The sequence below is a fragment of the Nostoc sp. DedVER02 genome, from assembly GCF_034530675.2.
Lineage (GTDB): Bacteria > Cyanobacteriota > Cyanobacteriia > Cyanobacteriales > Nostocaceae > Nostoc.
On record NZ_JAVRCP020000003.1, the window covers coordinates 135,154 to 150,698 of the forward strand.

Genomic DNA, 15,545 nt, shown 5'->3' on the forward strand with positions numbered 1-15,545 from the left:
ACTCCAAACTTTTCACTTCATCTTAGTGAGAATTATTTCGTGATTTCCTCATCAGTAATTGTTTTTTGATATTATTCGCTTCTCTTTGTTTTTGAATGCGATCGCGCATTGGTTCAAATACAGATTTATCTTCTGTTGTTTGACTTAAATATTGCGCTAATGAGTAAATAGTTGGGTTCTGAAACATGGTGACTACTGATATATCTCGCTGCAAAATCGTCCGCAGTTTATTATTTACTTTCAGCGTTAATAGTGAATGTCCACCAAGGTCAAAGAAATTATCATGAATACCTACTTGATCTAAATGCAGTACTTCTTGCCAAAACTTTGCAATCTGCTGTTCTATTTCAGACTGAGGTGGCTGAAAAGATGCTGTTAATTCTGGACGCAGTTTTTCAGGTGGTTTTAATGCACGACGGTCTATTTTGCCGTTGGGTGTCAAAGGTAAAGCATCTAATAGGACAAAGGCAGAAGGAAGCATATATTCGGGCAGTTTTTCTTTGAGAAATTCCCGTAGTTCATTTATTGAAGGTGTTGCATTTTCATGAGTAACAAGATATGCAACTAGGCGATAGTCATTTGGTATATCTTCCCTAGCTAATACTACAGTTTCTCTTACCTGTGGATGTTTCTTTAATAAAGCTTCAATTTCTCCTAGTTCAATACGGAAACCACGAATTTTTACTTGATGATCAATTCTGCCCAAAAATTCAATTTTGCCATCTCTTCGGTAACGTGCTAAATCTCCAGTTTTATAAAGGCGTTTTCCTGATTCAAATGGACTAGGAATAAACTTTTCTCTAGTTAATTCAGGTCTATTCCAATAACCTCGCGCCAGCCCCTCACCACCAATATGTAATTCACCTGGAACTCCTATAGGAACTAATTGCTGATGTGAATCTAAGATATAAAATTGGGTGTTGGCGATGGGACGACCAATAGAACTAACACCTTGCTGTTGTTCTTGAGATACCTTTTGTACTGCTGACCAAATAGTGGTTTCTGTGGGGCCATATAAGTTCCATACTTCTTGACCTCGTTCTAGCAACTGATGGGCTAGTGAAGAGTCAAGGGCTTCGCCACCACAAAGAATTTTCATGGTATTCGGCTTCTCCCACCCAGATGTTACTAGCATTCTCCAAGTTGCAGGTGTGGCTTGCATAACTGTTACACCATTGGAGACTAACTGTTTTAACAACTGGGTACTATCGGTGATTACCTCTCGATTAACTAATACTAAACGAGCGCCAACAACTAGTGGCAGATACAATTCTAGGGCGGCAATGTCAAAAGATAAGGTGGTGACAGATAGAAGAATATCTTCCTTTGCTAGTCCTGGAGTTTGACGCATGGTACTTAAGAAGTTAACCACTGCGCGATGGGGAATTTGTACTCCTTTGGGTTTTCCGGTAGAACCAGATGTATAAATCACATAAGCTAAATCTTCTGCGATCGCATTACTAACTACATTTTCTGGGCTGTAATCAGCAAATGCTATACTGTCGGTGTCGATACATACTACTTGCGCCGAATGTGATGGCAAGTCATTAACTAAATGCCTATGCGCTAACAATACCGACACCTGAGAATCTGCCAAGGTAAAAGCCAAGCGTTCTTGAGGATAGGCTGGATCTAGAGGCATATAAGCACCTCCTGCCTTCATAATGGCTAGTAATCCTACTACCATTTCAATAGAACGCTCTACACAGATACCAACCAGAACATCTGGCTTCACACCTAGCTGTTGCAAGTAATGTGCTAGCTGATTGGCTCGGTTGTTTAACTCTCGATAGGTTAATTGCCGATTTTCAAAGATAATAGCGATCGCATTTGGCGTTTTCTCTACCTGTGCTTCAAACAGTTGATGAACGCACTTATCTTGAGGATAGTCTGTTTTGGTATCATTCCACTCAACCAATAATTGTTGTACTTCAGATGGGGTTAGTAGTTGCAAGTTTGCTATAGGTTGTTGAGGATCGCTAACTACACTTTCCAGTAAAGTCTGGAAGTGTCCCAGCATCCGGGTAATAGTATCTGCATTAAATAATTCCGTGTTGTACTCGCAAGTTGCAACTAACCCTTGCTCGCAATGTTCCATGTACAATGTCAAATCAAACTTAGATGTCCCGTTGTAACCCTCCTCACAAGTAATAGAGACATCTGACAGTGTGGGATTTGATATTGGCACATTCTGGAGAACGAACATCACCTGAAATAGGGGATTGTAACTCAAGTCTCTATTTGGCTGTAGTTCTTCTACTAATTTCTCAAAAGGTAAGTCTTGATGAACGTAAGCCTCTAAAGCCGTTGACTTCACCCGCGCTAGCAACTCCAGAAAACTCAGGTCGCCAGAAAGGTCTGTACGCAGCACTAAAACATTGACAAAAAATCCGATTAATGATTCGGTTTCTGCTCTGTTTCGATTAGCAATTGGCGAACCGACTAAAATATCAGTCTGACCTGTGTAACGATACAGCAAGGTTTTAAAGGCTGTAAGCAAGGTCATAAACAGAGTTACTCCCTGCTGACGACTGAAATCCTTTAGTTCTTTTGTCAATTGATGAAGAACTAATTTCGCTTGAGCGCCTTTGAAAGTTTGAACTGGTGATGTCTGACGAGAAGAAGCAAAGCTTCGGCGCGGACGGTCAAATGGTAAATTTAATACGGTCAATTCACCACTTAGCTTTTGTTTCCAATAGGTAAGTTTTGGTTGAATGCGTTCGCGTAGCGTGCGCGTAGCGCTCTCGCTATCAAGCCATTTTCGTTGCCAATTAACAAAATCTCTATACTGGATGGGTAATTCAGCTAGTGGGGATTTACCTGTGGAGAATGCTTCATATAGGGCAGCTAGTTCTTTAATCAGAATGCTGATAGACCAACCATCTGCAATTATATGATGTAGTGTTACCAATAATTGATAATTCTTTTCATTTATTTTTAAAATTTTAGCCCGTAAAAGCGATTGAGCCGATAAGTCAAAAGGCTGTTGTGCTAATTCTATGGCCAAACGTTGTGCTTCTTGAGTGCGATCGCTATCAGAAAGAGAACCCAAATCCTCAACTACTAAAGTTAAGGGTACAGCTTGATTGATAACTTGAACAGGTTCGCCATCAACCACTACAAAGCTTGTCCGTAATACTTCGTGTCGTCTAATAATTTCGTTCAGACTATCTTGTAAGGCTGCTAAGTTAATGCAACCTTTGAAGGTAATAACTATAGGAATGTTATATGTAGGAGTATCAGGATTTAGCTGATTGATGAACCACAATCCCTGCTGGGCAAAAGATAGAGGCTGAATGGATGTGTTTTTATCTTGTTGGGTGAGGGATATTGATGGTAGTGCATCTGTTGTCAATTGAGCGAAAATCTTAGTGACAAGCTTAAGCAAACTCATCCCTTCAAAGAAGTCTAAAACAGACACTTCTACTTCTAAATCAACCTCAATCCGATTTTTCAACTCAAATACTTTTAACGAATCAAGTCCCAGAGTACTTAATGGTTTTTCAATATTGATATCATCTGGTGCAATGGAAAGTACTCCCGCCAGGAGTTCAATCAGATATGCTTCTAAAAGCGGCTGACACTCTTTTGGGGAAAGCGTCAAAAGTTCAGAACGTTGTAGTCGAGTTTCGTTTCTGGCAATATCACTAATTTTGAGAATATTGCTGAAAACTACATTCAGTTCACCATTCTGAAACTGAGTGCGAGTTGCACTTCGTTGAATCTTCCCACTGGAAGTTTTAGGGATACTACCTGGTTTAATTAAAATCACTGCATAAACTTGTACCTCATACTCCTCAGTAACTGCTTGGCGAATTGCACTAACAACTTCTGCTAAATTTGGCTTGGCACGAAACTCTAATTCTTGTACAATTACGAGCTTTCCTTCTTGGTTAACTTCTACTACAAATGCAGCACCAGCACCAGAACGTAAGGATGGATGACTGCGTTCTGTGGTTGATTCTATATCTTGTGGGTAAAGATTGCGACCGCGAATGATAATTAAATCTTTGGCTCTACCTGTAATAAAAAGTTCACCATTACTGAAAAAGCCTAAATCTCCCGTCCGCAGAAAAGGGCCTACACCTGTGTCAGCTAAATAAGCGCGGAAGGTTTCTGCTGTTTCTTGAGAACGATTCCAATAACCTTGTCCTACACTCGGCCCAGATACCCAGATTTCGCCAATTTCATTAGGCTGACAACTACTCAATGTTTCAGGATTGGCAATTACTACCTCTTGTTCTGGGATGATGCGACCACAACTGACAAAATGGTATGCATCCTCAGTATTCTGGGACTGGGTACTGGGTACTGGGTACTGGGAAAGAAATTCTTTTAAAGCCTCCACTTCACTGGGTTTTAATATTTGGTTGGGGCCTGAATCCCCAGTCCCTAGTCCCCAATCCCCAGTCCCCAGTTCAACAACTCGATTCAATTCTAATGCAGATTTCTGGACTGTTTTGATAATTGGCGATTTTGCTTTCTCAACACCTGAAACCATCAGAGTTGTTTCAGCCATCCCATAACAAGGGTAAAATGCCTCTTTACGGAAACCACACTCTGCAAAAGCTTCGGCAAATCGCTCTAAAGTATCATGACGAATCGGTTCCGCACCGTTAAAGGCTACACTCCAACTACTCAAGTCAAGAGTTCGTTTTTGTTCAGGAGTAATTTTTTGAGTGCATAATTCATAAGCAAAGTTTGGCCCACCACTGGTTGTACCTTTATATTTAGAGATAGCTTGCAACCAACGATAAGGACGTTGAAGAAAAGAGGTCGGAGGCATTAAGATGCAAGGAAAACCTCCATACAAAGGTTGCAATATCCCACCAATCAGACCCATATCGTGGTACATGGGCAACCACGTCACAAACTTACTTTCTGCTGAATGCTCCATGAATTGGTAAGTTGTATCAGCATTGTGTAGTAGGTTGCGATGACTGATCATTACACCCTTGGGTGTCCCTGTAGAGCCAGAGGTGTATTGCAAGAAAGCTAAAGTATCCCCATCAATAGAAGGTTTTTTCCAAGAATCTTCTATCCCAACAGCAAGATTATCGGTAGTCAACCACTGTAAAGATTCTAGTCCAGTCTTTTCTGTCATTAAAGACCGTACTGTAGATAGGATTTCTGTTGTCGTCAGAGCGATCGCTGCTTGTGCATCTGTGGCAATAGCCCTTATCCTGGGTGTATTGCGCTCATTTCGAGGAGGATAGGCAGTTACAGCTACAACTCCCGCATACAAGCAACCAAAAAAAGCAACTAAAAAATCTAGTCCTGCGGGATAAAGCAATAAGGCTCGTTCTCCAGTCAAACCCAATTCTTGTAATTGAGCAGCTATTCTACGCGCTAATCTATCTAATTCTTGATAGGTTAACGTTCCTTGTTCTGCTTCTCCATCTAGCAACCAGGTAAAAGCATCTCGATTTGGTTGGGTATAGCTTCTCAGGTTCAAGAGTTCAACAACTGTAGAACAGTTGCCAGAAGTCTCTAGGAAGCTATGAGAAAATTTATTCATAAATAGCTCAGATGCAACCCTGATAAACTTCCGATCTTTTTTCTCATTGCGATCGGATAAAAGTAGTGATTTTAGTTGGATAAATATCTACGTTATTGCGACTAACTTTTATTTACCCTTGATTACACTATCGAGAATAAGTTGCTTTAGCAATAGAATAAGTATAGACATTTAGTATCAAATAGACTTTATAAATAAGATTTGTTTATGGTTTATTTTTCCTTCTTTAGATAGGCGACAAAATTAAAACATCAGCAAAGTCTTGTATTTTATGTAAATTCATAAGTTATACTTAAGTCTACGTTAATCATCTCTTCCGTCTTATTTAGCGCAATTTAGTAGCAAAAAAAGCTATTTTGGCTCTTTTAATAGTTGTTAACAGTTGGTTTTAGCTACTAGTTCAATCTCTTAATTATGTGTCAAGCAAACATCTGGTTCAAGAATAATTCTTGCTTGATAGTTCAACTTAAATGAAAAAAGTTACTAATTAGCTTGTGTCTTGCATCACTTCATAATATGATTCAACTAAATTTAGACTTAAATGACAATTTTTGCAAAAAGCGTCATTGCGTCTTCAGGTACGGCAAAGTAGTGTGATTGAGTGCAAGCGGATAAATGAAGTTAGATAAGTTGTTTCAAAGCCTGCTGTTGACAGGTGCAGTTGTTGTTTTTATCAACACTTCTGCTACAGCCAAAGAAGTGCAAGAAGACAAACCTTCAGATGAGAATGTTGCTGTTAAAGAGCGGGAAGTTGCAAAGTCTACTTTGGGTGTAGCTACTGCCAAATCTCCAATATTCGCTCCAGATAACACCAAACCCCAACTCAAAGAGTCTCAAATTGCAAATTCCCTTGAAGTAACTAAGAATATTCTTCAACTAAGCGAAATCGAACTTCCCGCTACCAGCGCTCAAATGCTGGTGCAGACACCAACCACCCCCTCGAATCCAGAACAAAAAACTGGGGATCAAGTCGTACCAATCATCGGAGTTAAAGCAAACCCCACAGCCAAAGGTGTGGAGGTGATTTTAGAGACGACTCTTGGACAACAACTGCAAGTTACAAATCGCAGTAGAGGTAATAGTTTTATTGCAGATGTCTCTGGTGGACAATTGCGTTTACCATCGGGCGATACTTATACATTTCGTTCGCAGAACCCAGTTACGGGAATTACTGATATCACAGTTATTAATCTTGATGCAAATACTGTGCGGGTAACGGTGGTAGGTGAGAAAGCTTTGCCCACAGTTGAATTATTTGATGATGATGCAGGGCTGGTTTTTGGGATAAATTCTGCGGCAACGGCGATGCAACCACCGCAACAACCACAAACTCCAGCACCAACAACTGAGACACCACAGGAGCAACCAGCAGCACAGCCAGATGAACCGATTGAGTTGGTGGTAACGGGTGAGCAAGATGGGTATCGGGTGCAGAATGCTACGACTGCAACAAGAACTGACACACCTTTACGCGATATTCCCCAATCAATTCAGGTAGTACCGCAAGAGGTGCTTCGAGAACAACGAGCCACTCGCTTAGGTGATGCATTAAGAAACGTGAGTGGTGTTAACTCAACTAGAGGATCTGGTGACAGAGCGGATTCTTTTGTAATTCGAGGCTTCGAGATTTCTAGTGGGAACGTCCTGAATAACGGGCTACCCGATCGCACACTTACTGAAACTAGAGACTTATACAATGTTGACAGGGTAGAAGTTCTCAAAGGGCCAGCTTCAGTGCTGTATGGTTTAGGAAACCCCGGCGGCACAGTGAACATTGTCACAAAGCAGCCTCTTCGTGACCCTTTTTATGAGATAGAAACCACAGTTGGGAACTATGATTTGTATCGAGGTGCGATTGACTTCTCCGGGCCTTTGAATGATTCTAAGACGGTACTGTATCGTCTAAATCTTGCCTATCAAGATTCTGGTAGTTATATTGATTTTATTGGTAATCGTTCATTCTTTGCTGCACCTGCAATCAGTGTTGCACTCAGCAAAAATACAACCGTGACATTCGAGGCTGAATACTCCAATAAGACCATTGATTCTAGGTCAGTTGTTGTCCTACCAGCAGTTGGTACTGTGCTACCTGGCCCGGATGGTCGTCGGATTCCCCGCGATCGCACCGTGTATGAACCAGATGGTTATTCTGAAATCGAAACTACAAGGCTAGGGTATCGATTAGAGCATCGATTTAGCGAAAACTGGTTATTACGAAACGATTTTCGCGTCACTTTTGATCATTATAGTGATAACGATCAAACGTATTTTCTTGGTCTTGATGATGACGGTCGAACTGCAAATCGGAGTACTTATACTTCCAAGAGCGATGCTAATATTTATAACCTGACAACAGATATATCTGGACGCTTTTCAACTGGCTCAATTGAACATCAGTTGTTGTTTGGTATCAATTTGAGTCGATTTGATGAGTTTAACAATTTCGGAATCGATTTAGCGGAGCTTGCTCCACTTGATATCTACAATCCTGTTTATCGTCAGCCAACTGTTGGTCGGATTGATACGGTATACGATGATAGTTCTCGGATAACAGACACATTGGGCATCTATATTCAAGATCAAATTGCGATCGCTGACAACCTAAAGCTTTTACTCGGTGGTAGATTCGATTTGTTCACACAAAAGAATGAGAATTTTCTAGACAATACACAAGAAACTCAAGGGGGCGATGCCTTTACACCTCGTGTAGGGATTGTCTATCAACCCATTCCAGCCATTTCGCTGTATACCAGTTACAGTCAATCTTTTAACCCTACCCAAGGAAGGGCTGAAGATGGTAGTCTATTTGAACCAGAACGGGGTACTCAGTATGAAGTTGGTGTCAAAGCAGAGTTGAATAGCCGACTTGCAGCAACCCTAGCTTTTTATGATTTAACACGCTCCAATCTATTGACACAAGACCCCAACCCGGAGTCCCGTTTTCAGATTCAAACAGGTAAACAACGGAGTCGAGGAATTGAATTAGATATTTCTGGGGAAATCTTGCCTGGGTTAAATGTCTTTGCGGGTTACGCCTACACAGATGCACGAATTATTGAAGATAATCAGTTTGCAGATGGCAATCGTTTGACTAATACCCCTAAACATAGCTTTAATCTTTGGACAACTTACGAAATCCAATCTGGGGATCTCCAAGGACTAGGGTTTGGCTTAGGGTTATTTTATATTGGCGATCGCGCAGGAGATTTAGACAATTCCTTTGAAGTGCCTAGTTATTTACGCACCGATGCAACAGTTTTTTACCGAAAAGATAGGATGCGAGTCTCATTGAACGTGAAAAACTTATTAGATACAGATTATTTTGTATCTGTATCCAGTAGAGATTTTGTTCTGCGGGGCGATCCATTCACCATATCAGGCACAATTTCTTGGGAGTTTTAAATAGTCTTCTAGACAACCTGCCAAATATTAGTAAAAGAACAATATTCCTCACAATGACAAAGAGAGCCATTAGTACAATTATGCTATTGTTACTTATTGTTAAAGGTGTTTGCCTTTTGACTTTTGCTAAGTTTGTTTGGGTTGTCAAGACTGTTTTTTCTAGCTTGCGTATTTTATGGCAACCTCGACAGATTTCGAGCAGTTACAAATTTTTACCATTCTTTCTGACAATAGTTGTGGTTTTAGCGATCGCCGCTGCCTGTAACCACAACACACCGCAGCTAGAGAAAAGCCAAACAACGGAAAACTGTCGAATTGTACAACATGCAATGGGAGAAATTTGCGTTCCTAATTATCCAAAACGGATTGTAACTTTAAACCCTGCGGCCTTGGGCAATGCGATCGCGCTTGGCATTCAACCCGCTGGAAGTGCTACTGAAAGAAGTAATCAGTGGCCGCCTTATCTTAAAGACAAAATTGAGGGAATCAAGTTTATAGGTACTTGGGGAGAGCCTAACTTAGAGAGTGTTGCACTACTTAAGCCTGATGTTATTATTGGCTGGAAACATAATCAGCAATCAACCTATCCTCAACTGTCTTATATTGCACCGACAACTTTATATGACTGGGTAGTTAACATAAACCGTCCAGATAATTGGAAAGAGTATTTTAACTTTATGGCGAAAGTACTAGACAGAGAAGATAGGGGACAGCAACTTTGGCAGCACTACAATCAGCGCATTGAACAACTAAAAAGTGCAATAGGCGATCGCTATCAGAATAAAACAATTTCTGTCGTTATATTTCGTGCTGGCATGATTTACAGTGTGGGAGAGAATTCATTTATTGGCTCTATATTGAGTGATGTTGGGTTAAAGCGCCCAGAATCACAGAAATTTCCCCCAAATGGTTCTTTTAGCCTTTCTGAGGAAACTTTAGAAATGGCTGATGGCGATGTGATGTTTATTACAGACGTTGATGATAAACATAATTTAAGTATTCTCAAAAATAAGCCTCTGTGGAAGAAGCTGAAGGCAGTTCAACAGAATCATATTTTTTCTGTAGAATCTACTAATTGGGAATCATCAAGAAATCTATTAGCTGCCAATACTATCATTGATGACTTATTTAAATATCTTGTTAATACCCATTAAAGCTACGCTCTTAGAGTAGCTTTAATGGGTATTCTGAGATTATTTTATTTCTCCAAATTAATAATTATTCAATCTGCTTTAATATTTGCAGAACGTGGGCTAAATACAAAAGCAGTTACAAAAAGTTTATAAAATATGGAGTCTCGCTGCATAAATAGTTATGCAGAACTTATTTCTACAAATATAGCGTTTCCCATTTTAGATGCGTTACAAGATTATATTGCGGGGTGTAGGGGCACAGCAGTGCCCTTACGGGTGTACCTCACCTAAACGAGAACTGCTATAAATCAATACGCTTGGGTTAAGGACTACTGGTAAAAAATTTTGGGTTTTTGAGACGCGATAAATCGCCGTCTCTACAAGTGTTTTGGTCTTATCTGAACTGTATTGCGCTATAAATTATTTCACCCCAGATTGTACCCGCCATAAACCTGCATAAATTCCATTTTTCTCTAGCAATTGTTCATGGGTTCCCGACTCAATTAACTCCCCATATTCCATTACATAAATGCAATCAGCATTACGGATAGTAGAAAGACGATGAGCTATAGCTATGGTTGTTCGATTAATAGTAATCTTTTCTAAAGAACGCTGAATTGCTGCTTCGGTTTCATTATCCACTGCTGATGTAGCTTCATCTAAGACTAATATAGGTGGATTTTTGACTACAGCCCTAGCGATCGCAATTCTTTGGCGTTGTCCACCAGATAATTTTTGACCTCTTTCTCCAACTATCGTCTCATATTTTTGAGGGAGTCGCATAATAAAATCATGAGCTTCAGCAATTTTAGCAGCTTCAATTATTTGTTCATCGTTAGCATCAAAAGTACCGTAGGCTATATTCTCAGCAATAGTACCATGAAATAAGAATACATCCTGACTTACCAAGCCGATACTGCGACGCAAATCATGTAAATTTAAATCTTGAATATCAATCCCATCAATAGTAATCTTTCCAGAAGAAATGTCATAAAATCGCAATAGTAATTTAACTAAAGTACTTTTACCGGAGCCAGTAGAGCCAACAATAGCAATAGTTTGGCTCTGGGGAATATGTAAAGATAGTTTTTTAATTACTGGTTCTCTCTCTTGATAAGCAAAAGTTACTTCTTTGAAATTAATTTCACCACGGAACTGAGAAACATTTAAAGATATATCTCCTCTAATAATATTAATGGGAGTATCCAGCAAATTCATCACCCGATTCACAGAAGCCATTGACCTTTGATATTTGTCAAATATTTCTCCTAATGACACTAATGGCCACAATAACCTCTGGACTAAAACTAGTAAAACACTGTAATTACCAATCGATATAATCCCAGCAGATGTTGCCATACCTCCCCAAAATAGTAAGCCTGTGAACCCGATTAAAACTAGCATTCTAATTATGGGAATAAATGCAGCCGAAAGTTTGATTGCCTTGATGTTACTTTTTCTATATGCTTCACTTTCTTCGGCTAATCTAGCATTTTCATAAGCTTCGGCAGTGAAACTCTTAATTGTGTTAATTCCACTGAGATTATTCGCTAATCGTGAATTCAGAAAACCTACCTTATCCCGCACATCAGCATAACGAACTTCTAGGCGCTTTTGATAAATTAAAGAACCCCAAACAATAAAGGGCATTGGTAGTATTACTGCTAGGGTAATGGAGGGAGGTAAAACCCAGAAAGCACCAATAGTTAAAATTATTAGCGAGGTGCTAATCTGAATGATGTCATTGGCTCCGAAATTTAAAAAATCTTCTAACTGGTTGATGTCATCATTCAGAATTGACATCAAGTTTCCAGTGCTGCTGTCTTCAAAATAAGCTGAATCTAATTCTTGTACATGATTGTAAGTATCTAAGCGTAAATGATGCTGGATATTTTGAGCTAAATTACGCCACAGCCGATCGTAAGCATACTGAGAAAGTGATTCAAATACCCAAATAACAACAGTAATAAATGACAGCAATAAAAATTGTGAAAATATATCTTTAACTCCCCATTTTGCAATTAGGGAATCATCCTTCTTGACGAGAATATCTACCGCAGTACCAATCAACCACGGTGGTGCTAAATCTAATATCGTATTAATGATTGAAAATAATATTGCTTGCCAAGTTTGTTGGCGATAGCGTCTTCCATATTTCAGCACGCGCTGTAAAGGATGGGCTGAATTGCTAGCTTTATTAGACGCTATAGGAGATTTTGATTTTGATGTGATTGTCACGATTGTTTATTGTTTGTAGTTAGGTAATTGATTCAGAGCGATATAGAATTACTATTTGATTTTTGAACGAAATTAGGTATTGTAGTTAGAACGGAGTTTGTAACACACTATTATCATGGGTTGGATGCGTTACGCTGTCGCTAACACATCCTACGAATATTTTCATTAAATCAAACCGGATTCCTATATCTTTAGTACAATGTGAGCGAAGCTGGATTTATACCGTTTTGTATTAGTAGAAATTGCATCAGGAATTTAAGTAAATTGGTTTATTGTTTGCTTTTCCCTTGCGTCCTATAGGTAAACACATCGGTGTCCCTACAATAGGATCGAGGATAATCTGACACTCTAACTTAAAAACTTCTTGAACCATTTCTTGAGTCATCACTAGCTTTGGTTCCCCAGCAGCAAAAATTCTACCATCTTTGACTGCAACTAAGTAATCAACATAACGACACGCTTGATTTAAATCATGTAGTACCATTACCATTGTTCGTCCCTGAGTTTGGTTCAACTCATACAATAAATCCAAAATCTCTATCTGGTGCGCCAAATCTAAAAAAGTAGTGGGTTCATCTAAAAGTAAAATATCTGTATCTTGCGCCAACGCCATTGCAATCCAAGCTCGTTGTCGTTGTCCGCCAGATAAAGTATCTAATGCTCTATCTGCTAATTTCAACAAATCTGTAATTTCTAGTGCCTGCTGTACGATTTTTTCATCTTTTGTTGACCACTGCTGCAACCAATTTTGATAAGGGTAACGTCCTTGTGCTACTAAATCTCGCACTGTCAAACCTTCTGGTGCGATTGGCCCTTGAGGTAAAATACCTAACTGCTGCGCTACTTCTTTGGTAGAAAGATTAAAAATGGATGTTCCATCAAGATATACCATACCGCCACTAGGTTTGAGCAATCTAGCCAAACCTCGTAACAACGTTGATTTACCACAACCATTAGCACCAACTAAACCAGTAATTTTTCCGGGGGGAATTACTAAACTAAGGTCACGGATAATCGTAGCCCCATCGTAAGCTAAAAATAGACTTTTGGTTGACAGCCCTTTCATAAGTGAAACCATTTTAGATTTTAGATTTTGGATTTATGAAAACCTGATTTTGGGGTTGAGAAAATATCCTCTATCCCCAGTCTCTAGTCCTTTATTTTTTCCGGTTACGAATTAATAAATAAAGAAAATAAGGAGCGCCAATCGCAGCACTTACCACTCCACAAGGAAGCTCAATAGGTGCAAACAGTGTTCTTCCTAGCAAGTCTGCCATGACAACAATCACTCCTCCTAAGAGTGCGGAAGTAGGAATCAAGGCTTCATGGGTTGCACCTACTAACTGTCGTCCTAAATGGGGTGCGATTAAACCAATAAAACCAATATTTCCGGCGGTGGCGACTCCTGCACCTGCTAAGGCTACACCTACCACTATGAGCAAACCACGTTGCCATTCCACCTGACTACCTAGACTTTTTGCGACATCATCTCCCAAGTTTAAGGCGTTCAAATGCCTTGCTAGCGTCAAAGCCATAGGCACAAAAACAATTAACCAAGGTAATAAAGAAAATACTTGCTCCCAGGTACGGCCGTAAACGCTCCCAGCCAACCAAACTAAAGCATTACTAACGTCATTAATCTCTCCATAGGTAATCATCAAGCTGGTTATGGCGCTTGCGATCGCAGACAAGCCAATACCCATCAAAATTAATAGAATCGGAGAACTACCTTGATTCCACGCCAGGGAGTAAATTAAAGCCGCCATCAGCAAAGCACCACCGAAAGCTGACATAGGTAAAGTATAAATCGGCGCTGACGGCAACAGCACAATTACGATAACTGCCGCTAAACTCGCCCCAGCATTGATACCGATAATACCCGGGTCTGCCAAGGGATTGCGTGTCAATCCTTGAAATATAGTGCCAGAAATTGCTAGAGCTACTCCTACCATAAATGCTACAAGGGTACGGGGTAGACGCAAATTCTGAATTACGAATGCATGGTCTGGGTTTCCTGTATCTAAACCCAATACAGTTTTTACAATATCTAAAGGTGAGATTGGGTATTCACCCTGTCCTAGATTCACCACCATCGCCACTACAATCGCTACTGCCAAACATAGCAGTATGACTGGTACACGTCGGTCAATTCGGAAAGATATCGCCGGAGAACGAATGACTAGCCAATCAACCTTCATTTTTTCACCTTAGATTTAGCCAGATAGACAAAAAAAGGAGCGCCAATTATTGCTGTCATTACACCTACAGGTATTTCCTGTGGTTTGAGCAATACACGCGCAGCAATATCTGCGGTCAAGAGCAAAATAGCCCCCAAAACTGCACAATAAGGTAATATCCACCGATAATCAGCTTTAATGTAAAATCTCACTATATGGGGAACAACTAAACCAATGAAGCCGATTGGCCCTGCAAGGGCGACGGAACTTCCTGCTAGTAATACTACGGAGATAGCCGTCAATATTTTTATCCAAGCTGTCTGTTGACCCAAACCTTTGGCGACATCTTCACCTAAACTCATAGTGGTAATTTGTCTACCGAGGGTAAAAGCTATGATTAATCCTATAGCGACGAAAGGCAGTACTTGTAAGAATAAATTAAAATCTCGACCAGATAATGAACCAGCTAACCAAAATCTAACTTGTTCGAGTGTTTGTTGACTAATAATCAGGACACCGGTGGTAAGGGAAGAAATCAGAGCAGTTAAAGCTGCTCCTGCTACCGTCAGATTAAGTGGGGTGGCTCCTCCTCGTCCTAGAGAACCAAGAGTGTAAACTAATACTGCTGTCACTCCCGCACCCAAAAAGGCGACAAGGGCGTAAATACTTATGGATGAGCTACCAAAAACGGAAGTTGTAACAACAACGAAAAGGGCGGCTCCTGACTCAATACCTAAAATGCCCGGATCTGCTAAGGGGTTGCGCGTCAAACCCTGCATCAATGCTCCCGATACAGCCAGGGCTGAACCTACAAGGATAGCAATTAGCGATCGCGGTAATCTCACAGTCTGAATAACTAAGTGATCGTAAGAACCATCGAAGGCTATAAAAGATGTCAAAATCTTACCCAGAGGTATTTCTGCTGCACCTAGCGTCACACTGTATACCAAGCAAATTAGCAGCATACACAATCCCAAAACCAGACCAAATAAGGGCGATATTTGCGGTTTTTTCAATCCTCTAGGTGATACCGTAGTCGCTTTTATCATGATCCTGCCGTCACTTGAAAATATTACG

General features: G+C 40.2%; 7 protein-coding genes. 2 read left to right on the forward strand and 5 right to left on the reverse strand.

Translation table 11 applies throughout. The features are described 5' to 3' along the window. Positions 1-22: 22 nt before the first annotated feature. Positions 23-5,518: a non-ribosomal peptide synthetase gene (locus RMZ41_RS06195; protein ID WP_322643299.1), complete on the reverse strand. Its 5,496-nt coding sequence runs from the start codon at positions 5,516-5,518 to the stop codon at positions 23-25. 615 nt (positions 5,519-6,133) lie between these two features. On the opposite strand from RMZ41_RS06195, the gene RMZ41_RS06200 reads away from it, so the two are divergent. Together RMZ41_RS06200 and RMZ41_RS06205 are read left to right on the forward strand one after the other, a co-directional pair. Continuing rightward, a complete protein-coding gene (locus RMZ41_RS06200; RefSeq protein WP_322643300.1) occupies positions 6,134-8,920 on the forward strand; it encodes a TonB-dependent siderophore receptor in 2,787 nt (928 codons plus the stop codon). 80 nt (positions 8,921-9,000) lie between these two features. Further along, complete coding sequence (locus RMZ41_RS06205) at positions 9,001-10,074, forward strand: iron-siderophore ABC transporter substrate-binding protein (protein ID WP_322643301.1); 1,074 nt, start codon at positions 9,001-9,003, stop codon at positions 10,072-10,074. Positions 10,075-10,473: 399 nt separating this feature from the next. On the opposite strand, the gene RMZ41_RS06210 is transcribed toward RMZ41_RS06205, so the two are convergent. The 4 genes from RMZ41_RS06210 to RMZ41_RS06225 form a co-directional block, all read right to left on the reverse strand. Further along, on the reverse strand, positions 10,474-12,285 hold the full coding sequence (locus RMZ41_RS06210) for an ABC transporter ATP-binding protein (protein WP_322643314.1): 1,812 nt from the start codon (positions 12,283-12,285) through the stop codon (positions 10,474-10,476). A gap of 253 nt (positions 12,286-12,538) precedes the next feature. Beyond that, positions 12,539-13,357: an ABC transporter ATP-binding protein gene (locus tag RMZ41_RS06215; protein WP_322643315.1), complete on the reverse strand. Its 819-nt coding sequence runs from the start codon at positions 13,355-13,357 to the stop codon at positions 12,539-12,541. Positions 13,358-13,448: 91 nt separating this feature from the next. Next, positions 13,449-14,489, reverse strand: coding sequence for an iron ABC transporter permease (locus tag RMZ41_RS06220; RefSeq protein ID WP_322643302.1), 1,041 nt, complete (start codon positions 14,487-14,489; stop codon positions 13,449-13,451). Next, positions 14,486-15,517, reverse strand: a complete 1,032-nt coding sequence (locus tag RMZ41_RS06225) for an iron ABC transporter permease (RefSeq protein WP_322643303.1) — start codon at positions 15,515-15,517, stop codon at positions 14,486-14,488. Before RMZ41_RS06225 ends, RMZ41_RS06220 begins: the two co-directional genes overlap by 4 nt. Positions 15,518-15,545: the final 28 nt, after the last annotated feature.